This is a genomic window from Moorena sp. SIOASIH, assembly GCF_010671925.1.
In the GTDB taxonomy this organism is placed as follows: Bacteria; Cyanobacteriota; Cyanobacteriia; order Cyanobacteriales; family Coleofasciculaceae; genus Moorena.
The window spans coordinates 927,343-948,868 of the sequence record NZ_JAAHIH010000002.1 but is presented as its reverse complement, the minus strand read 5'-3'; the positions used below and the strand labels follow the sequence as shown (position 1 = coordinate 948,868).

Annotated in this window: 16 protein-coding genes and 1 pseudogene; 12 read left to right on the top strand and 5 right to left on the bottom strand. The window is 42.5% G+C overall.

All coding sequences use genetic code 11. The annotated features are described in order from the left end of the window. The first annotated feature begins 23 nt into the window (after positions 1 to 23). The 10 genes from F6J90_RS11795 to F6J90_RS11750 all read left to right on the top strand — a co-directional run bounded on the left by F6J90_RS11795 (position 24) and on the right by F6J90_RS11750 (position 11,001). The gene (locus F6J90_RS11795) at positions 24 to 377 is read left to right on the top strand and encodes a DUF433 domain-containing protein (protein ID WP_293093248.1); all 354 of its coding nucleotides are present in this window, start codon (positions 24 to 26) and stop codon (positions 375 to 377) included. Further along, positions 352 to 612, top strand: a complete 261-nt coding sequence (locus tag F6J90_RS11790; RefSeq protein WP_293093245.1) for a DUF5615 family PIN-like protein — start codon at positions 352 to 354, stop codon at positions 610 to 612. Before F6J90_RS11795 ends, F6J90_RS11790 begins: the two co-directional genes overlap by 26 nt. A 369-nt stretch (positions 613 to 981) precedes the next feature. After that, positions 982 to 2,268, top strand: a complete 1,287-nt coding sequence (locus tag F6J90_RS11785) for a MerR family DNA-binding transcriptional regulator (protein WP_366513761.1) — start codon at positions 982 to 984, stop codon at positions 2,266 to 2,268. Next, positions 2,265 to 5,516, top strand: coding sequence for a hypothetical protein (locus F6J90_RS11780; RefSeq protein WP_293093242.1), 3,252 nt, complete (start codon positions 2,265 to 2,267; stop codon positions 5,514 to 5,516). The genes F6J90_RS11785 and F6J90_RS11780 overlap by 4 nt, the downstream gene beginning before the upstream one ends. 31 nt (positions 5,517 to 5,547) lie before the next feature. Continuing rightward, the gene (locus tag F6J90_RS11775) at positions 5,548 to 8,334 is read left to right on the top strand and encodes a DUF3962 domain-containing protein (RefSeq protein ID WP_293093239.1); all 2,787 of its coding nucleotides are present in this window, start codon (positions 5,548 to 5,550) and stop codon (positions 8,332 to 8,334) included. Beyond that, positions 8,334 to 9,194 carry an alpha/beta hydrolase gene (locus F6J90_RS11770; RefSeq protein ID WP_293093236.1) on the top strand — a complete coding sequence of 287 codons (861 nt, stop codon included), beginning with the start codon at positions 8,334 to 8,336 and terminating at the stop codon, positions 9,192 to 9,194. Before F6J90_RS11775 ends, F6J90_RS11770 begins: the two co-directional genes overlap by 1 nt. Continuing rightward, the gene (locus tag F6J90_RS11765; protein WP_293093234.1) at positions 9,191 to 9,355 is read left to right on the top strand and encodes a hypothetical protein; all 165 of its coding nucleotides are present in this window, start codon (positions 9,191 to 9,193) and stop codon (positions 9,353 to 9,355) included. The genes F6J90_RS11770 and F6J90_RS11765 overlap by 4 nt, the downstream gene beginning before the upstream one ends. Before the next feature lie 27 nt (positions 9,356 to 9,382). Continuing rightward, positions 9,383 to 9,751, top strand: coding sequence for a YccF domain-containing protein (locus F6J90_RS11760; RefSeq protein ID WP_293093231.1), 369 nt, complete (start codon positions 9,383 to 9,385; stop codon positions 9,749 to 9,751). Positions 9,752 to 10,333: 582 nt separating this feature from the next. After that, on the top strand, positions 10,334 to 10,579 hold the full coding sequence (locus tag F6J90_RS11755) for a hypothetical protein (protein WP_293093228.1): 246 nt from the start codon (positions 10,334 to 10,336) through the stop codon (positions 10,577 to 10,579). Continuing rightward, positions 10,579 to 11,001: a type II toxin-antitoxin system VapC family toxin gene (locus F6J90_RS11750; protein ID WP_293093225.1), complete on the top strand. Its 423-nt coding sequence runs from the start codon at positions 10,579 to 10,581 to the stop codon at positions 10,999 to 11,001. Before F6J90_RS11755 ends, F6J90_RS11750 begins: the two co-directional genes overlap by 1 nt. Before the next feature lie 391 nt (positions 11,002 to 11,392). On the opposite strand, the pseudogene F6J90_RS43550 reads toward F6J90_RS11750, so the two are convergent. Further along, positions 11,393 to 11,869: pseudogene (locus tag F6J90_RS43550) on the bottom strand (lipocalin-like domain-containing protein). A 189-nt stretch (positions 11,870 to 12,058) separates the two neighbouring features. On the opposite strand from F6J90_RS43550, the gene F6J90_RS11745 reads away from it, so the two are divergent. Beyond that, positions 12,059 to 12,340: a hypothetical protein gene (locus F6J90_RS11745; protein ID WP_293093222.1), complete on the top strand. Its 282-nt coding sequence runs from the start codon at positions 12,059 to 12,061 to the stop codon at positions 12,338 to 12,340. Here the strand turns inward: F6J90_RS11745 and F6J90_RS11740 are convergent. Further along, complete coding sequence (locus F6J90_RS11740; RefSeq protein ID WP_293093219.1) at positions 12,301 to 14,949, bottom strand: CHAT domain-containing protein; 2,649 nt, start codon at positions 14,947 to 14,949, stop codon at positions 12,301 to 12,303. The two genes, F6J90_RS11745 and F6J90_RS11740, sit on opposite strands and share 40 nt — an antisense overlap. An 86-nt stretch (positions 14,950 to 15,035) precedes the next feature. Between F6J90_RS11740 and F6J90_RS11735 the strand changes: the two genes are divergently transcribed. Further along, positions 15,036 to 15,233 carry a hypothetical protein gene (locus tag F6J90_RS11735; RefSeq protein WP_293093216.1) on the top strand — a complete coding sequence of 66 codons (198 nt, stop codon included), beginning with the start codon at positions 15,036 to 15,038 and terminating at the stop codon, positions 15,231 to 15,233. Here the strand turns inward: F6J90_RS11735 and F6J90_RS11730 are convergent. The 3 genes from F6J90_RS11730 to F6J90_RS11720 form a co-directional block, all read right to left on the bottom strand. Beyond that, positions 15,155 to 18,460: a filamentous hemagglutinin N-terminal domain-containing protein gene (locus tag F6J90_RS11730; RefSeq protein ID WP_293093214.1), complete on the bottom strand. Its 3,306-nt coding sequence runs from the start codon at positions 18,458 to 18,460 to the stop codon at positions 15,155 to 15,157. The two genes, F6J90_RS11735 and F6J90_RS11730, sit on opposite strands and share 79 nt — an antisense overlap. Positions 18,461 to 18,794: 334 nt before the next feature. Further along, on the bottom strand, positions 18,795 to 19,889 hold the full coding sequence (locus F6J90_RS11725; RefSeq protein WP_293093212.1) for a tetratricopeptide repeat protein: 1,095 nt from the start codon (positions 19,887 to 19,889) through the stop codon (positions 18,795 to 18,797). Beyond that, on the bottom strand, positions 19,874 to 21,118 hold the full coding sequence (locus F6J90_RS11720; protein ID WP_293093210.1) for a tetratricopeptide repeat protein: 1,245 nt from the start codon (positions 21,116 to 21,118) through the stop codon (positions 19,874 to 19,876). The genes F6J90_RS11725 and F6J90_RS11720 overlap by 16 nt, the downstream gene beginning before the upstream one ends. Positions 21,119 to 21,526: the final 408 nt, after the last annotated feature.

Here is a 21,526-nt window from a genome sequence, read left to right as displayed (position 1 = left end):
ATCAATTATCAATTATTGAACTGATGAAAATAGAAGACTATTTTGATTTTATTGCTTCTGATGATATTCGCATCAAAGGAACGCGAGTGGGCATTGAAAATGTGCTGTATGAGTACATTTATCGGAATCGTACTCCAGAAGAAATTCTTAACTGTTTTTACACCATTACCTTGGAACAAGTTTATGCCACAATTCTTTACTACTTAAACAACAAAGAAGTTGTCAGCCAATATATTTATGACTGGCTCGAATGGAGTCATCAGCAACAAAAAGCTCAAGAACTAAACCCTCCTCCAGGTATAGTTCGATTACGAAAATTAAAAGCAGAACAAGAAGCGAAGAATAAAGCCTATGAGTCTGAATTATCTGCTGGATGAAAATGTAAATCCAGTCTATCAGATTCAACTACGTCGGCAAGCACCTGATTTAGTTGTCAGAGCTGTTGGAGATCCAGCCACTCCACCAAAAGGTACACAAGACCCAGAAATTCTATGCTGGTGTGAGGAATATGACTTCGTATTGGTAACCAATAACCGCAAGTCAATGCCTGTACACTTAGCAGATCACTTAACTGAAGGTAGACATGTACCAGGAATTTTTATTCTAAGGTAAGCATTCAGCTATTAGCTATCAGCAATCAGCTATCATTTAGAACTCATTATATATAATTAATTAGCTTAATTTAATAAAATCTAATTAATCAGATATCAGTAATAAGCTATCAGCCAGCTAAAGGCTGACGGCTGACGGCTGACTGCTGACGGCTGACTGCTTACGGTCAAACCTTACCCTGACCAGACATCCAACTGTCTTACCTAGAAGAGAACCGAGGCTACACCCCCTTGTTACTCTGACATGGCTTAGGGGATCATGCCCTAGTTTAGTCTAGCCTCGGTAATTATGTCTTTTTTTTTCATAGGATTGCATAGGAAAACCTATTTAGTTTTGCTAGTATAGAAAACAAGAGTTGAGGAAAAAGCCATTACCGAGTATATAAGTCCCAAAGAAGCAGCACGACGGTTAGGAGTGAGTATAGACTCCTTGAGGCGGTGGGAAGCTGCAGGCAAGATTCAGGCAATCAGGACACCATCCGGCCAGAGGAGATTCGATATCAACTCCTACGTACCAGGGGCTAAGCCTAAGCGCAAGACAAAGGCCAGCTCAAAAAAACAGACAGCAGATCAAGAACCGAGCCCTGAAGAAGCGATTCTACGCCAGATAGCAAAGGGAATAGTCCAGTACGCGCCGCAGGAAAAGTCGAGATCTGACCCTTATCCATCCGATCTGCAGCTGGGAGTAGAAAAGTTACAAGCTTTTTGTGTGAAGCAAAATAAAACCCAACCTCAAGGGGTTCCAGACTTTGTCACTAACTGGGCGCAGCTTGCTATCAAGGATTGGACTATTAAAATTAACTGCCCAGAAGACTGGAAGCAAGTTCGATTTATAGAAGACCAACAGCCTAGCGGATTTTGCATTGAGTTAGACGGGTCATATATCAACGAAGCTGACCAAATTCAAAATGAAGTGATCAACGAAGTTCGGAATAAATCAGCACTAGACCCAAACTTATATGTAGCGTTTCGCCGTTTCCTGGTCACCAATCCTGTAATCACAAAAGGAGATTTAGATGTTAAACGAGTGCTCGAACTTAAGCCATTGCAACAAGTCTTAGGAAATTGCTATGAAGAAGCTCCACCATCGTATAAAAAAGAAGGAAAATTTTATTGCTGTGGTCACTGTCGCGGATTAATGCATCGTACCAAAGACAATCAATTAAAGTGTGAGAATAAACATTGCGCTAAACAAAATAAAGAATCAATCCCGTTTAAGTTCGATAGCAATGACCAAGTTTTATGGCTAAAAAAAGGGCTGCGATATTTTATTCACCGTCCCGGATGTCCAGAAATAAGACTAGAAGAGGAAATTAAAAAGTTAGAGCTAGAGGTTAAACTCTATCCTGAACGTGATAAATATGACCTGCATATTGTCTTTCCTGATCAGACCGTCTGGGCAGTTGATGTTAAGTTTTGGGAATCGGCCTATAACTTAGCCAAGAATCTTAAGGAGCCTATCCCTAAACTTTCTGAAGAGCCATACAATCAAGCATTTTTTGTATTTCCTGATGAAATTAGAGAATACGGAGACGAGTATATTCAAGAATTTATCAATCATTGTCCAGTTAAATTAAACATCAACAAGTCTCAAGTAATGTTTGAAGCAGAGTTTATGAACGCTGTTGAAGAAAAACTAAAAATTTGCCAACAATGAGAAATACAACTAACTGGCGAAATAAACTAATCAAAGCAGGATTAGACAAAAAATTATGTGATGTAGAATTGGGACTATATTTATTAAACTCTCTACTTCCCAATGCCCCTGCAACTAGTCTTTGGGTATTGCTAACCGGTTATCCTTTCTGTACCCCAGAACTTGAAAACTGGGATGAGTCCCAGCATAACATGTATGCCTCTGGGCGTCATTTGCTAAAAAATTACCTAGGAAAAGAGCTGTGGTTAGACGCACTTAAGTATTATCGTTCTCTGCCAGTAGACCAACGAGGCTATGAACTGTCTGAATCTCTAGACGAGTTTGAACGAAACATTAATCTAACCACTGCAAATTTTAGATTTGACGAGGAGGTATATGAGAAGACCTTACTATCTCCTATCCCATTCTTAGAAAGAGGTAAACTCAAATGGGCTGAAGCTGGCAAACAATATAACTGTAAAGTCCATGGAATCATAGAAACACTTGAAATACCTGATACACTGGTAAAATCTGCACCAAGGGCTCATGAGTTAACTGGTAAGTCCCAACGGGAAGCTATAACTGTAACTTGGAAAGAGTTGGAAAAAACCGCAGCATGGATGGATAGACAAAGTAAGAAGCGGGAACTTAAAACACAGTGGAAAGAACGGATAAAAAACGCCAAGCTACAGGTATTTGGTGATGACGATTGTTTAGTTCCAGTGGAATCCCTTACGATAAACCGAATGATGCATCTAGTCGGGATGGTATCATCAGGCAAATCTAACTTAATGAAAGTCCTAGCTGTATGGGCAACTAGAAAAAAACTACATATTACCTTAATAGTAGCAGATGTCCTCCAAATATTTGAATTGGTGAAGACTTTTGCTGATGTAGGAATTACCGATGTCGCTCCAATTTTAGGTAATTCCAACCGAAAGAGTCATATTGAGCGATTGCATCAAGCTGTTTATAATAACAATCCTGACGAACCATTCAATCAAGACCATCCTGCTTTTAAATGGCTCAGTAACACTTGCTTATTGAGTTCAGAGGTTAAACCGGAAATGTCAAAACCCTTTGACATAGGAGAACAACCGTGCATGGATCTAGAACTTACTAATCAAGTAGCATCCACAGATCTAGAAAATAATCAAGCAGATGGGAAACAGTCAACTTCATCCCAAGTCAAAGCAGCTTGTCCTGTTTATAGTGCATGCTCTTATCATCAAAAAGAACGTGACTTAGTAACCGCTTCCATTTGGATTGGTACACCAGGAAGTTTAATTTACAGCCGAGTCCCACAACAGATAAACCGAGAAAGTTTACTGTATTATGAGTTAGTTTGGAGGCGTAGCGACTTAGTCATTATCGATGAAGTAGACCAATTTCAAGCTTATTTAGATAAAGCCTTTAGCCCTGACCAAACATTACGCCGACCAAAAAGGGATGCTTGGTTAGATACCATTTCACACAAGGTTGAAGCTGAACTAGGACGTCAAAATTCTCAACCCCTGATTAAAGAAATTGTTGATCATTGGTGGTCTGCTTGCCAACAAGCTAAACGAGTAACAGACAAAATTTATCGTATGTTGGGAGGAGAGTATCAGGAATTATCTCAATGGCGAAATAGCAAAAAATATTTCACAGATTGGTTGCTCTTACGGGAAGTAGCTACTGAGTTAGCTGGAATGGCAAATGCCGACACTTTCATGGATAATATATTTAAGCCCTATCTAAAAAATTTATCTTACAATCATGATTCCCTTTTTACACTAACTCATCAAGTTATTGAAAGTAGTGGCAAGGAAGAAGCTCTTGGTAAGTGGGTTGAGACACAAGCAAAAAAAAATAATATTACGTTAGACTCCGACAAGATTAAAGCAATAGCCATAAAGTTAGAGTTTGCCTTATTGGTTTGTGTTCTCCAAAAAAAGCTTCATTTTATGATGACCTACTGGAGACAGGTACAAGACATCCTTAAGCTCAAAGCAGAAGATTCAATGTGGTTTCAAGCCCCACCAGCCGACTATACCCCAATAATCCCCGCCATGCCAATGGGAAATCAGTTGGCATTCCAATACCACAAATCTTATCAAGAAAAATTAGGAAGTCTGCGATTTTTCCGTTGCACAGGTGTTGGTCGTTGGTTACTTCTAGACTTTAATGATTTATTCCCCAGCGACACCATAGCAAGTCCCCACATATTACTGATGTCAGGAACCAGTTGGGCAGGTAAATCCCCCGCATACCATGTTGATATACCAGTAACCGGAGTGCTATTACCAAATACAAATCAGGAATTTTCAATCACGTCAACATTTTTACCGTTAGCCGAGGACGATAATAAACCAATTTCTGTATCAGGAACAGGATATAAAAAACAGAATAACTTAAATAAAATTGTTAGTGTATTAGTTAATGAAGAGTATTTTGAAAGACAACTAACAAAGCTTAAGGGGCGAAAACTATTGTTGGTAGTCAATAGCTATGAACAGGTAAAACTAGTTCACGAATGTTTAATTAATCTCAACTGGGGAAATCGAGTTATCGGTTTAACAAGAGATGATCATAAATCTGAGTCCCTAAATCATGAAATAGAAAATAAAAATTATCATACCTTACAACGAGGGCGAGTATTTGAGTTCGCTCACCAACCTGACAAAGACATTTTAATAGCACCCCTAAAAGCGATAGAGCGTGGTCACAATATTGTTGATGAGAATGGCATGGCAGCAATTGGGGCAGCTTACTTCCTGGTTCTACCCCACCCAAGTCCCGATGATATCAGCTATGCTATTCACTCCATTAACCGTTGGGCAATTGAAAACTATAAAACAGCTACAGGAGACAATCTTGAAGATTTAGGTACTACATTTCGAGGCACAGCCTATGATCAATGGGTGCGCTTGCTACACCTACCATTAAGACTAAAAAACCTTGATCCAAACAACTTAAGGGCGATCCATTGGGATATTGCCGTTTCACTGTGGCAGGTGGTCGGTCGTCTGATTCGTGGTGGTAGTAACGCTGAATTATTTTGGTGCGATGCCAAATTTGCGCAAAAAACTGCACAGATTGAAGAAGAAGAAGATACCCCTTCAAGCAGCATCCTGGTTGGTATCCGAGATTTGCTAAAGCCCTATTTTGAAGAGTCATGTGAAGACTCAGGAGAGCAAATTAACAAGATTGATCAGCAAATAGTTCAGGCACTTTATGGCCCATTCTATAATGCGATCGCAAACACTACAAATCTTTTTTCATCTTAATACTGTAACCCTCTCACAACTAATTTAAGTTATGGCAATTCAATACCACACAATCCGCCTGGGTGCTGTCCGAGTAAAAGAGCAACATAAGTTACCTGCACAACAATTTTATGCACTTAAGTTTCCAGAAACAGCTCAAGATTTAATCAAAAGTCTTGTGGCACAAAGAGAAAGGCGTTACAACGAACCAGTAAGTATTCCGATCGCATCCCTCAACGCTGCTCTAAGGGCAATCATCCCTGGTTTAATTTACATTGATAAAATTTGGGAGGAATTTTGGCTATACAGTCGAGGGGAAATTCCCATAAATAAATTATTAGTTATTTTATCTCATTGGCTAGATACTGAGTTTCCTGATCAGAACCCCAACAGACGAAAAAATGGGATAACCGTTGAGCAACGACAAGCCGTAATGGAGCTGTTATCTAACAATTTACAGTGGGAATCGGTAACTCTAAAAATGGAATCATGGAAAACATTTCCGAACGGAACCGCCAATATTAATGAAAATAGCAATAGTTTTATCCTCTTACCTGACATTATAGCAACGGAACTAAGCAAACCCGACCTGAAGTTCAAATTTGATGATAAAACAATTCAGTTTTATCGCTGTTCCCCAATGACACGACCAGGAGCTGAGTTGATATCTTGGCCTCCGGAGTCAGACAATAAGAAAGTTAAATCCTATTACTCAATAGTTTTGAGGTTGACAGTAAAAACTGTTCCGTTCCAGCCATATCCTCAACTGCAATGTGATATGATTACACGTCGGTGGTGTAGTCTAGAGAAGACTGGTTTACTATCAGGGGGACAAGCTAGTTCTGTATATATTCGTACTCAAGTTAAATGGGGCGAGGAAATAAATCCTTATGGCTATACCGAATACTTTCAAGTCGCTCCGATGGTATGGAAAGGAGAGGCTAAGTGGGCTAATAATTTAGCTAAGTTGTTATATCCAATTATCTCTAGATCTGACACTCCAGATAAAATCACTCCAGATAAAATTTTAGCTAATCCGGTAAAATATCTAAATATTACTGATAGTCCTAACATTTGTATCACTTACAAAGATGGGATGAAGACAAAACATGAAGTAGGTAAAGGATTTCCCCCAAATAACTATCGTCAATTAATGGAACAAATTGCACTATTCTTCAAAGATAAGTGGGAGCTCATAAACTATCACCGGCTTAACTCTACAATAAAGCCAAAAAAATCCGATAGACTATATGAATTTAACTTACCTAAGCCAGATGGAATATCTTGGACTATGGATATTTCAAAAATAGAAGAATATGAAAAAGAAGCTAAAAGACTCCGTGAAGCCATACGTAACTGTATTGGTAAAGAGCTAACCATTGAGATTTGGTATATTCACGAGTCAACACTAGATGCACTTATCAAAGCAGTATGCTATTGCCTGGGATTGACAACATCAACAGAAAATACTTATAATTTCCCAGATATAGATTTGACTGTCACTATACGCCCCCAACCAATAGGTAAATTGGCAGAACGTTTACCTTTATCTACAGAGACTGAGCAGAAACCAACTTCCGAACAACGAGAAGATGCTATCAAAACCCGAATGGGTGAAATAGCACAAGCAATTAAGGACATGCCGCCTATAACTGGAAAAGTCGGAGTATTAGTTGAACTGTATGATGAAAACCATTGGAAGCATAAATGGATAGACCCCAAAGCAGCTATCCGCTTAGGTTTTGCTCAAGAAAAAATTGACAGATTATCACAATTTATTGCTCCCAAACATGAGAAAGTTAAACATGAATATGAGAAGCGAGCAAAAGAAAAGGGTAGAGAGTTAAACAAGAAAGAGCGGAAGGAAATTAACGACTTACAAAACGAACTAGTACAGAAAGCGATAAGTTCTGTTTTAGATATACTGCGCTCTTTGGGAGTACAGATAGCTCCGCCACGGATAGTTATCCCATCAGTAACACTTCCCGACCCAATTACTTATGTTGCTTTATGGTTAGTTAGCCGCACTGGTAAAACTAGCGCTCATGGGAAACAACAACTGATACCATGTATGGTCAAAATGCGTTCAGATTCCCAAACCATTGAAGCCACTTTTAATGGTTTATCTAAATGGTTACCCTACGATGAAGCGTTGGTTAAACTAAATAAATTAGGTAAATCGATAACAGGTGACAACAAACAAAAATCTTCAGAGATTAAACGATTTATCAGACGAATGCTGCAAAGTAAAGAATTAAGAGGTAAAGATACATTACTATTGTGCGATGCTCAAAATATACGAAGGTATTGGAAATGGTTACAAGATAGCGAAATATCTCCAGAAGGCTTAGTGTTCGGGGCAGAGTCTCCTCAATTAATACCAAACCTTCGGGTCGTTCGAGTCCGTGAAGATGAAGAAACCCCAAACTGGTATGCTCTCCATGATACAGACAAACAGAAGGTAAAGTTGTTTGATGATTTGGTAGACTTGGAAACATTAGCTACATCAACCTCTGGACTATTTTATACCGAAAGCAATGACCGGATATTTCTCAGCATTGGTGAAAAACATCCTACAATGTCAAACATAAGCCATTATTCAAGTAAGTCTAAGGAACCTCAAAAAAACTGGACACATCCACAAATAGTTGAATTAACAGTAGCTTGTATACAACCAGGAGATAAGCCGGAGCATTGGGCAATAGTGACCCATCAATTACGTCAGATGGCATTGCAATACAAGTCTCCACTTTCTCGCCCAATTGTTCTTCATTTAGCAGCACAGATGGCAGATTATGTTTTGATGGTGGATGAAGAATCTTCGGAAGAGGAAACTTAATGCCCATACGTCAAACCTTAGACTTACCAAACATCCAACTGTCTTACCTAGAATGGAACCAAGGCCAAACTCCCTTGTTACTCTTACATGGATTAGCAGACCATAGCCTAGTGTGGTCTAGCCTCGGGGATTACCTTGCCCCAAAGTATCATATCATTGCTCCAGATCTGCGCGGTCATGGGGAAAGTAGCAAGCCGGATCAAGGCTATACCTTTGATGATCACATCGCCGATTTAGAAGCCTTAATGGATCACCTAGGATGGTCTAGTGCTCATATCCTCGGTCACTCCTGGGCTGGTAAATTAGTTCCGATTTGGGCTAAGCAAAATCCATCCCGATTGCGCAGCCTAATTTTGGTCGATCCTTTTTTCATCGGCAAAATTCCGATGTTTTTGAAGGTTATGTTTCCCCTACTCTTCCGTGTGTTGCCTTTTGTAAAAGCTATGGGACCCTTTGTCAGTTATGAGCAAGCGATAGCACAAGCTCAAGAATTAAAACAATACCGGGGTTGGAGTCCCTTTCAGCAAAACGTCTTTAAAGCCAGCATTGAACCTAAACCTGATGGCAGTTGGGGCAGTAAATTTGTGGTTCAGGCCAGAAATGAGATTTTTGAAGACGTGATGCGCATAGCAGGACTCACGGAAATCATTGATATTCCTACGGTATTGATAGTACCAGAAAAGGGTCTTAATCGCTCGGATGGGCAGCTAAAACCTTATAAAACTTATCTAAAAAATTTAACTATTCGTCAAGTTCCTGGCAATCATTGGCCATTTTTAGTAGAGCCGGAAGAGTTTAATCGAGCTGTAGAGCTATTTTTGGAAGAGCAACAGCAAAAGCCCTCTGAGGTTGAGGGATGACTTGTTGCTCTGAGCTTTTTGCTCTGATGTTTCAGGATGAGACCATTGATTTTTATTATCCCTACTCCCTACTCCCTACTCCCTACTCCCTACTCCCTACTCCCTACTCCCTAAAACCTAGAACGAACTACTTCACCCCATTAACTGGTATACTTAAGTAGTACCAAGGGGATTAATAAAGGAGAGTCATGAGCCTTCTAGGAAACATTATCTGGTTAATCTTTGGCGGTTTAGTTGTTGGTGCCGGTTATATTATCGGTGGATTAGGGATTTGTCTGACTATTATTGGCATCCCCTTTGGAATACAGGCTATCAAACTGGGCATCGCTACTCTGGCACCATTTGGCAGAACGATTGAGGAAACGTCAGAGGTTGGTAGCCTCCTCAATATGATTTTTAACATTATCTGGCTGATCGCCTTTGGCTGGGAGATTGCTGTTGCTCATTTGGTCTCAGGGCTAATTTTAGCTATTACAATTATTGGCCTTCCCTTTGCCCAACAGCATTTTAAATTAATTCCCTTGTCTCTATTTCCCTTCGGTAGAGAATTGCGCTAAATTTGTAAGCTATCAGCTATCAGCTATCAGCTATCAGCTATCAGCTTATGTTTTGATGGGCTTTTCTCCAGACTTGAAATTATGATTAATCTCGAACTATTAAATTATTACGTTTGTGCGATAAGCACGTTACGCTGGGTTTATTATCAGCTGACGGCTGACAGCTGACGGCTGAATGGTTAACTAAATTTTCTATTCAATACTTTTGTATTTATGGATAACACAGTTTTATTTGGTATGGGCACTTGGCAGGAGTGGTTAACAGTATTAGGTTATGCATCTTTAATTGCTTTGGTTTTTTGGCGCGTGATGCTCACAAAGCCGAAGTGATATAGCGCTACGCGCAAGTCAGAAGTCAGAAGTCAGAAGTCAGAAGGCAGAAGTCAGAAGTAAGCTATGACTAAGTTTCGGAATTTAGGAATGTCAAACACCTTAATGTGTAGTGCTATATATTGAGATACTCCCCATAACGTAGGTTAGACAATTAAGCGATCGCGTAGCGGCTCTAAAAGAGCATCGCACTCGAATGGCTTTCTTTGGTATCATGATGATATCATAATAGTATAAACATTAGGGAAAACCATGACCAATTTAAGTCTACGAGATATTCCTGAAGAGCTTTACCAACAGATCAAAGACATGGCTGCCCGAGAACGCCGTTCTGTCAATCAACAGATTTTGGTGTTATTGGAGCGGTCTGTGCGACTCTCCCAGCGACCGTCAGCAGAGGTTCTCGAAGGAATTGATCGCACTAGAGAAACAATCTTTGCCCGAATTGGTATTATGCCTGATTCAGTCGAGCACATTAATCAAGACCGGAGCCGTTAATGCTGTTGGTGATTGATAGTAGCGTTGTTGCTAAGTGGTTTTTTGTGGAGCCATTAACCAAGCAGGCTCTGGCTGTCCGTAAAGATTGGGAGTTATCCAGAGTAGATTTGATTGCGCCAGAACTGATGCTAGCAGAAGTCGGAAATATTATCTGGAAAAGACAAAGAGTGGGTTTGATTACTGAGCAAGAGGGAAATAGTCTCATTGCCCACCTACTAGCACTATCTGTGCCAACAGTAGAGACAGAAACTATTCTACCGAGAGCCTATAGTTTGGGAGCAGCTTTTGACCGGACTGTCTATGATGCCCTCTATCTAGCCTTAGCAGAGGCAATGGGAGCTAAGTTCATCACGGCAGATCTGCGCTTGTATAATGCAGTTAGGGGCAATTTACCATTCATTGACTATCTAGAGAATTACTAAGTAGACTTGTTCCTTGTTGTTGTAAAGATATCTTCCCAGAGCATCTTTATCCTTGGCTTGGTGCGTTATTAACGCACCCTACACCGGATGCGATCTACCTGAGGGGGTGACAACAAGGCTAAAAAGTAGACAGGGTGTGGGGTGTGGGGTGTGGGGTATGGGGAAAATAGAACCGAATTTGGAGTGACCCCAGCGATTTACTTGGGTCCGAAACCTGATTCAAGCGTCCCTACCAACGTGGCCAGCTCCTGATCTTCCCCTACACCCTTCACCCCACACCCCACACCCAGTAAGGCTTTTAAGGCTGTTTGTCACCCCTTCAGGCGATCTACACAGGATGCGATCGCACTCCCATGGCTTTTTTTTAGATCATTAGAGTATAAATCTTAGCTCAGATGCGCTCCCAGGTTAGATAATGATGATTGCCGTCTTGATCAGGTGTACTCAATACTAGCCTGCTATCTGATGAAAATTCAAAGGTACGTTCCAAGTCTGTACCAGTCCAGTCAGGAATAAGGCTAACTTCCACATGATGAACGACTTTGTTTCCTTTAATTTCATATTTACCGCTATAGGAAATGTAGTTAGTGGATGCCTGAAGATATCTAAAGATACCTTTAATATACTTCCACCCATTGATTAATAACCAGGGTTTTAATAAGACTTGTCTTGCTTTGATCAGCTCTTCAGGAGGAATCTCAATATTCGGGCGATTTTATTTCATAATGGTAGCAGACATATGTTGATATTGTGTGTAGGTAATATAACCAATGGTATTTTTACCGAATGGGTGGTAAATTTTTCCCTTTGGAGTTTTACTTTCCCAATAAATAAGCTTCCAAGTACCAACAAAATTATTGTTTGTCATCTTTTCATCCTTATGTATTTAAATTAGTTATCAGTTATCAGTTATGTACCCACACGGTAGTGGTACACAATTCGTGATTTTAGCTCCCGTTACCTTTATAGCGCTACGCGCTATATCACCCCAGAGCACCTCTATTCTTGGGTTGGTGCGTTATTAACGCACCCTACACCGGATGCGATCGCACTATTCTTGGGTTGGTGCGTTATTAACGCACCCTACTATTCTTGGGTTGGTGCGTTATTAACGCACCCTACACCGGATGTGATCGCACTTTTGCCTTTTGCCTTTTGCCTTTTGCCTTTCGCCTTTCGCCTTTTGCCTTTCGCCTTTCGCCTTTTGCCTTTCGCCTTTTGCCTTTTGCCTTTTGCCTTTTGCCTTTTGCCTACTCCCTACTCCCTACTCCCTACTCCCTACTCCCTACCCCCTACTCCTCACAACCAATTTCCCAGCAAAATAAAAGCCGACCAGTAAAACGGGTGATTAAAATCCTCCGTCTGCAACAGCTCCAGTTGAGCTTGTCGCAGAGCTTCAGCCTTGGTAACCTCGCCCTTCGCGAACCTCTGATAGAAGTGAGTCATTAAATCTGATGTGGCTCGATCGCTGACAGACCAGAGACTGGCAAGGGTACTGCGTGCCCCCCCACGCACGGCTATGCCAGCCAATCCCAAAGCGGCTCGGGAGTCTCCTTTGGCTGTCTGACAAGCACTGAGGACGAGTAATTCAATCGGATTTTTTTGCTTTTGATCGGCTGATATCATACTATTTAACTCATTGAGATTGATCACCTCGTCCCAGGTCAGCAGAAAGGTTTCTTCAGCTACTGAACTGAATTGACCATGAGTGGCTAGATGGAGGACTTCGTAAGCAGAGCTATTAACTTCTGTATTGAAGTTGGATTCAGTAAAGGACTCATTGAGTAGAATCAATGAAGGAACTTGAGCCTTGATATTATCTAATTCCACCTTCACCCCAGGAAGTGGTGCTAAATTGGGACGATGGGGACGAGTTTCCGTGACTCCAGCAGTCAGAACCGAAAATTTTTCTCTGACATTGGCTTGAGAATCGATTAATTGTAAACTAGGTGCTACGGCAATACGATATTTCTCGACCAAATAGTTTTCCCCGTCATGAAGCACCGACATGGGAATATTGCGCAGGGCTCCGTCTGGGATAAATACTAGGGTGCGGATGTTACTCTTGGCTAGTTCAGCTTCAATGGGGGTGATTAACCAGTCGTGTATTTTTTGTAAGTTTTTCTTCTGAAGACCTCGCAAATGCTCAGGAATATCTGTTCGTTGAGCTCGCCAAGGGTTAGTAATATCTCTGAGTACCCACTTCAGTTGTCTTTCTATTTTTGTTTGAGGTAAGTTAGTGGTGATCTGGCGCAGAGGTTGTCCCGGCAAAGTCACAATTACTTCCAGTCGGTCTGGCAAGATAATGGTATCAAAGATTGCGGCGTTGGGGTCTATTTCATCAATATTAACTGGTTTAGCATCTAAACAGGCATCCCGAAAAAAGTTGTCTAGTTCCGCTAGTTGCAGGGATTCAATTACATCTCGTGCTTGTTTGAGGTTTTCTTGAGGTGCATTCGGTTCCAGCAGTAGTCCTACTAATTCTCGGTAGACTGGTTCAACACTCTCTCGAAACTCAAACTGAATATCGCTACTAATCGCGACTAGGTCGCTACGAATTGATTGCAGGGTTTGCACCGATTGAGAATAGGCCGCGATCGCACCTTTTTTATCTGCTTTTTGGTTGAGGATTCTGCCCAGTTGCCATTGCCATTGATACCCTAAATCCGGAGCATTGACTTGTTGAGCAATGAGTAAGGCTTTTTCAGTCAATTTTTGGGCGTCATCAAGACGTGATTGCTGTTCGTATAATGTCCCTAGGTTACCAATTGCTTCAGCTTCCGCTCTTCTGTCTCCCAACTCCCTAGCCAACTTAAGGGCATCGGTGAGATAAGTAGCCAGGGAGTTGGGAGTTTTGAGTTGGGAGTTTTGACTTTTTGAAAGGGTTTGGGCTAGATTAATTCTAGCACTTATTGCGGTTTGATTTGGAGATAATGTCGTTAAGGTATAGTCTATCGCTGACAATAACCTTCTGGCTTGTGACCACTCTTGGTTAGCTATCAATATACTCAGTTGATTTAATTGTCCCTGAATCTTAAGATCCGGTAAGGGAGATTCCTCCACAACCCGTTGATAGAAATCCAAAGCGTCTTCTGTTTTCCCAAGTAATCTAGCTGTATCCCCCAAACTGAGGAGACTTTCAGCAATCAAAGTCTGATTTGATAAGTTTTCCGCTATGGCTAAACTTTGTTGTAAAATTTCTTGAGAGTCTTGGAATTTCCCCACTCGGCGCAAGATATTACCTAAGTATTGGAGGGCGGTACTTTTGAGTTTGCTATCCGGTTGCTCTTGAAGGGTTTCCTTGATTTGAGTTAAGGTTTTAGTGGCTTGATTATACAACCCTAATGACCGTAAGGCTTGCACTTGGTAAATCTGACTTTCTGTTAATCGATTTAAGTCTCCTAGGTCTTCGTAAATATCACTAGTTTTCTCCCAATTTGTTAAGGCTTTTTTGACATCACCTAGGGATAGGTATACTTGTCCTTCGACTGACAGAATTTGGGCTTGTAATTCTTGACGTTCTTTGGTATTATGGAGTTGTGATAATTTGCTATAACTCTGGGATAGTGTTTCTTGAGCTTGTTCCAAGTTTCCCAAACGTTGATAAACTAAAGCCAGATTAACTAAGCTGTTAATCTCACCAATAATGTCCCCACTATCGCTGTAGTTACTAATAACTTGCTCCAACAACGGTATCGCCTCTTGATATTGCCCTGTTTCATAGAGGTGTTGGGCTTGTTGTTCTAGAGAATCGGGAATCGGGAGTCGGGAATCGGGAATCGGGAGTCGGGAATTGGGAATCGGGAGTCGGGAATCGGGAATCGGGAGTCGGGAATCGGGAGTCGGGAATCGGGAATCGGGAATCGGGAATCGGGAATTTGATAAGGCTTTCCCTGATGGTAGGAAGCATGTTAATGCGATTGGAATTAGAAATGATAGTTTTTTCATAGTAATTAATTAAGGGAACAGGGAACAGGGAATAGGGAACAGGGAATAGGGAATAGAGAATAGAGAATCAGGAACAGTAATAATAGTTGATTAACTCTTGCCTCTTGCCTCTTGCCTCTTGCCTCTTGCCTTTCTTTCAGAGAGTATGTTCACTACTCTTAGAAAAATGCTATATTACTCTTCCCTACTCCCTACTCCCTACTCCCTACTCCCTACTCCCTCTTCCCGAATTACAATCAAGATTGGGCAATATCTGCTCAACAGGAGTCCCCCTAAACGGATGAGCCGTCAGAATAATGGTGCCATCTTTTGCTGTTACCCAGCCTTGGGCTTCGATAATCACTTTTTTTTCTTGGGCAGGTTGAGGGCGTCTGACATTAGCTTGCTGCTGTAATTGTTGTCTTCTGCTGCTAGCTAAGCCAGGACGAGTTCTCCAGCCCACTGTTCTGTCGGTATTAATCACCGGATCTAATCGAGTCGGTGGTAAACCCCCTTTGCCGGTAATGGTAAAGGAACTCCCGCCAGCAATCCGATTGTTCTCAAAGCCACAAAGGTCATTGGCCAGGATAGCTTCTGCATCGACAAGGCTTGCTGGCAATTCGGTTAAGCCTGAGGTGGGGTCTACCTGTGGGGTGTTGAGTATGACTTCACCGCTGAAGGATGGGCCACGTTCGGAGGTGGAGGTGATGTCATTTCCTGGAGTTAGACGGTCTCGAAACTCCAAGCCAAAGATGCCTTGGGCTTTAATCTCAACACGACCTCCTCGGCCTTGTTCAGCATTGGCGGTGATGTCGCTATTTCCCAGACCGACTAAGGTATCAGTATCAATGGTTATATTGCCCCCAGTTGTTGTATTCCTAGCGTTAGTTATAATCTTGCTTTCGTCGAGGAGTCGGATGTCACGGGAATATAGATTAATATTGCTGTCGTCTCCTCCTGCTGTTTCTGCTGTGATGATTCCTTTGTTGTTCAGGAAGATGGAGTTGGCATTAATCTCTACCGTGCCTGCTGAACTCCCCGGTTGAGCGCTTCCAGTACTAATAACTGCTCCATCTTTGACTATTAACTGCCCAGTGGTAATTTTCAACAACTCTCCGGCATTTCCATTTCCTTTCCCTTGAGTTTGACTAAACAAGCCGCTGGGAAACTGACCATCGGCTGAGGTACCAATGAGTTGAACAGATTCAGAGGCATCCACTGTCAAATTTCCGCCGTCCCCTTGACCAAAAGTGCCAGCTGAAACTTGCCCTCCATCTTTGACAATTAACTCCTCAGTGGTAATACTCAAATCTCCCCCGTCCCCCTCACCGAGGGTGCTAGCTGAAACAACTGCTCCATCTTTGACTATTAACTGCCCAGTGGTAATCTTCAAATTTCCCCCGTCCCCCTCACCGAGGGTGCTAGCTGAAACAAGTGCTCCATCTTTGACTATTAACTGCCCAGTGGTAATCTTCAAAATTCCCCCGTCCCCCTCACCGAGGGTGCGAGCTGAAACAACTGCTCCATCTTTGACTATTAACCGCCCAGTGGTAATTTTCAACAACTCTCCGGCATTTCCTGTCCCTTGAGTTCGAGTAAACAAGCCGCTGGGAAACTGACCATCGGCTGAGGTACCAATGAGTTGAACAGATTCAGAGGCATCCACTGTCAAATTTCCGCCGTCCCCAAGACCAAAACTGCCAGCTAAAACTTGCGCTCCATCTTTGACAATTAACTCCTCAGTGGTAATACTCAAATCTCCCCCGTCCCCCTCACCGATTGTGCTAGCTGAAACAACTGCTCCATCTTTGACTATTAACTGCCCAGTGGTAATCTTCAACTCTCCGGCATTTCCTTTCGTTTGAGTTTGAACCCACAAGGCGCTGCGATATTGACCATCGGCTGAGGTACCAATCACTTGAACAGTCTCCTCGGCATCCACAGTCAAATTTCCCCCGTCCCCAAGACCAAAACTGCCAGCTGAAACAACTGCTCCATCTTTGACTATTAACTGCCCAGTGGTAATCTTCACATCTTTCCCTTTTTCTGTCCCTTCATTTTGAGCAAACAAGCCGCTCGGAACCCGACCATCGGCTGAGGTACCAATCAGTTGAACAGATTCAGAGGCATCCACAGTCAAATTTCCCCCTTCCCCAAGACCAAGAGCGCTGGCTGAAACTATCGCTCCATCAGAGACAATTAACTGCCCAGTGGTAATACTGACATTTCCTGCTTTTCCTGTCCCTTGAGTTTGAACCAACAAGCTGCTGCGCCTCCGACTATTATTGGCTAAGGTACCAATCACTTGAACAGATTCAGAGGCATTCACTGTCAAATTTCCCCCGTCCCCTTCACCAACAGTGAAAGCTGAAACAACTGCTCCATCAGAGACAATTAACTGCCCAGTGGTAATACTCAAATTTCCGGCATTTCCAATTGATCCTTGATCAGCTTCAGCAAACAAGCCGCTGCGAAACTGACCATCGGCTGAGGTACCAATCAATTGAACAGTCTCCTCGGCATCCACAGTCAAATTTCCCCCGTCCCCAAGACCAACACTGCGAGCTGAAACTTGTGCTCCATCTTTGACTATTAACTGCCCAGTGGTAATACTCAAATCTCCCCCCTGTCCTGAGCCCAATACATCCGCAGTTATCCTAGAACCACCCTCAAGGCTGAGCTGAGAAGCCTCAACAACTATCCCACCGCCGTTCTGACTTCCGAGGGTATCCGCAAACACGAAAGAGCGATCGCGTAAACTCACCTTAGCCCCCTGCAGCTGGATACTCCCACCACCTTCCCCACTGGTATCAACAAAAGCACCCTCGGACAAACTAATATCCTGAAACTCTTGAACTGCTGAATAATCCAACCCAAAACTAGTATCCGTTGGTATCAAGTTCACCAGACCATTAGGACCAACACTCCCCAACTCAATTCGTCCATCGCTTGCTCTTAAGCGACCACCAGGAATAGTAACCTCACCACCAATCAGCCCTAATGTTTGAACATTTGGTACCTGAAAAAGACTAGAGTGATTAGTAATACTTCCTGGATTGGATCCAAATTGCAACCGAGAGGGGATATTAATCGTCAACAATGGTTTTCCATTGGGATTTTTAGCACTGAATTCTGTGCCATCTTCAAACAACACCCGATCAGCAGTAGTCCCAAAAAATGACCCTCCCAGATCTAGGCTGCTATTGGGACCGAAGACAATACCGTTTGGATTTATCAGAAACAAGTTAGCATCACCCAACACTCCGAGAGTTCCCAAAATATTGGAAACCTTAGTTCCCGTTACCCGAGTAAGAATGTTCTGAATTCCCGCCGGATTATCAAAATAAACCCGTCCCATGTCTGGGACATTGAAATCTGAAAAGCTGTGGAATAAATTGCTTTCTCTAATCGCCCCACCTTCTATCAAATCCCCTAGGTTTCCTTTAAGATAAACATTGGGAGTTACTACAGATTTTTCCTTCCCCAAGGTATTATCTGGAGTGATTTGGCCTAATGCAGTAGTTGCACCCATTAAACAACAAAAAACAAAGGTACTTGTTTGCACAAGTCCGAAAATCCGAGGTTTCATGTTAATTAATGAGCTACCGTTTTTTTATGATTATTACAGGAAATTTAGTTAAAATTTACTAATTAAAAAACTCTTTAAAAAGACTTTAACTAAATTTAATAAAACCAGGATTATATCAGCTATCAGCTAATAGCTTACGGCGGTTTGCATAACTATCAGGTACACAGGATTGTTTTCCCACTTCCGACTTCCCTCTTCCCTGCTCCCTGCTCCCTGCTCCCTGTTCCCTAAAACCCAAAAATTTCTACCTCACCCAATTGCAAACCGCTGTACCTTATTAATTCAACTCCTCCCTCAATTCCTGTACCTCCTTAACTTTCGACCGATCACCTAAGCTTTGATAATTCCTTTGTGCTTGGGTTAGCCACTCTATTGCCTGATTTGGTTTGCCTAAACTGTACTCTACTTGTCCTAGTCCAACTTGCGCCTGAGCTTGCCCTTCTAAATTTCCCGTGGGTTTGGCTAGTTCCAAAGCTTGTAAATAACGACGTTTGGCCTGCTGGTTCAATCCCACGTCCAGGTATAAATCTCCCAAAAGTTGATATACTGCTACTGTCTGAGTTTCCTGTTTCACCAACCCTTCTAGTAAATCTATGGCTTCCGCCTTCAAGTCATAACGTTGGTACAAATAGGCTAAGGCTAGCCCTTCCGCCCCTTGGGTTAATTGCTGTTGTTTTAATTGGGCAACTGCTGTTCTGACTGACTCAGCTTTTTGGGCATCCAACACAGTAAAACCCAGGTCAGTTCCCTGTTCTTCTTCAGAGGAGTCTCCCTTCTCGGTTTCTACGATCAAAAGATAATAGGAGTCTGGTTGTAGGGGAGGACCGGAATAGTCAATTTGGGTGTTGCTCGTTTCCCTTTGCCAGTCTAATGTTAAACCAGCATCTTCTACTCGAACCCTATAGCGAGTAGCCCCAGGAACAGCATTCCAACGTAGTACTGGACGATCATTTAGTAGAGCCGTATTCCGAGGGCTGATGATGTAGGGAATGATCTGATCAGCGCTGCGAGTACGACTTGGGCGGTTAAATCCCCTTCCCCTTGGCTTTCGTGAACCACAACCCTCAGACACCAGGGACACTTGTCCTGCAGGAACAACCCAGACTTTTGAGTTGTTGCACATCACCCTAGCCGATGCCCCGGGACTAAGTTCTAACTGGTCAGAAGGATTGAGTAAAGCTCCAACATTAGCTTTTCGATAGTCTTTCCATTGACTCCGCTTGAGCCTGACATCGCCTTTAATCTCGGAGATAAAATTTAACGCTATTGTATTTGCCCAAGCAGGATTTGCCGAAGCAGGAGAGACAAACCCAGGCAACATCAGGCTGATCATTACTCCTGTGAGAATTTTAAACGTCAAGGTTGCTCGCATGATTTTTCTGCCTCCTGTAACTTTTTGTGAGCTAGATGCAACCAAGTATCCTCATCGGGATTGAGTGTAGAACCCAACCAACAGCATTGCTGCCATTGTTGGATAGCTCCAGGCTTTTTCTGCCGTTGTAGCACCTGAGCTAATAAACAATGAGCTGAGCTCCGATTCCGGAGATATTGAGCGACTTCTGGGTTACTCGCAATGCCGATGGCAGCTTGTAGTGCCTGCTGTGCCTCTGTATCTCGAACTTGCTGAAACCTCGCCCATCCCAGATTTTTAAAGAGGTTGTAATTAACCTCAGGAAAGCTATCCTGCTTGCTTGCTTGTAAAAGACCTTGATTGAGTAGGGCTACTGCTTCGGGATATTGTTTCTTTTGAATCAACAAGCGAGCCAAATTATTATAGGCTTCTGGCACATCCCCTTTCACTGCGATCAGATACTCGGTGCGAGCTTTATCAAACTGCTGCAAGTCCTCATAGAGATTGCCCAAGTTGTGGTGAGCATAGATATTATCGGGATTCAAGGCAATGGCTCTCAAGTAATTCTCTTCCGCTGCCCCCAACTGTCCCTGCTCATAGTTTTTCTCTCCTCGATCATTGTAGGCTTGAGAAATTAAGGGCAAGGCAAACCAAAAGCCCAGTAACAGCCCAGACAAACCTAAAAGAGGGCTGAATTTTGCCTCTTCTCGATAGTATTGGGGAATTCCTAGTTTAGTGATTAGTTTTTCCAGTCCTTCTCGTCCTGCCTCCGTCAGTTCGCTCCTAGCTTGAAGCAAGGTCAAGAAACTAGGAAAAACCACTGCTGCTGCTCCCAGAACCCCTACTCCTCCAGTTAGAAACCGACTAGCAATATTAGCCAGCAGTCCCAGACTACCAGTCCACGTGATTACTGTTAGCCCTCTGATTAACCAGTTAACCTCTTTGCTATCTAAATGCCACCACCAATCTTGAGGGGGTGCAGGCAAACTTTCCCGACATTCAGGCAAGTTGAGGACTTTCAGGATCCTACCAGCGTTTTGTTTCAACCGTAAATCGAGCTCCATCACTTGGGATAGGATATCCACAGCAACTGGCTCCTGAGTTTTCAATACCTTTTGAAGAGCATCTCTAGCCGATAAAATTTCTAAAGCTTTTTCCTTAGATAGAGAATTTTTTGCACAGTCTAAATGCTCCCAAGCATTCCGGCAGCGAACCACGGCAAAGTCAAGTCCCGAATTAGCGTTTTTCATACGTAAGTCAATCTAGAAAATTTGTTGTTTAGCCGCCTTATTTTCTAAATTACGTTCTGGCTGATTAACCATGATATAGCATTTATAAATAAAGGGAAGATAAAGCCACCCCTAACCCCTCCCAGGAGGGGAAGAGGGAACAGGAAAAAAATTCTGTGTACCTGATTAGGTTAGAAACCACGATACATAATGGTTTGATAAGCGATCGCGAAAACACAAGAATTTCGGGGTGTGAAGTTATATTTCGGCAACAACACCAGCCCCGTAACGGGCAAGATGCCCATTCCCCCCACCGGATCAAAGAGCTTTCATGAGATCCACCTGCAGGGAGCAAGCAAAAAACCCGTGTAAATTATTAATAGATGAATATGATAATCGCTATAGCTTAATTACTTTGAAGTTATAGAT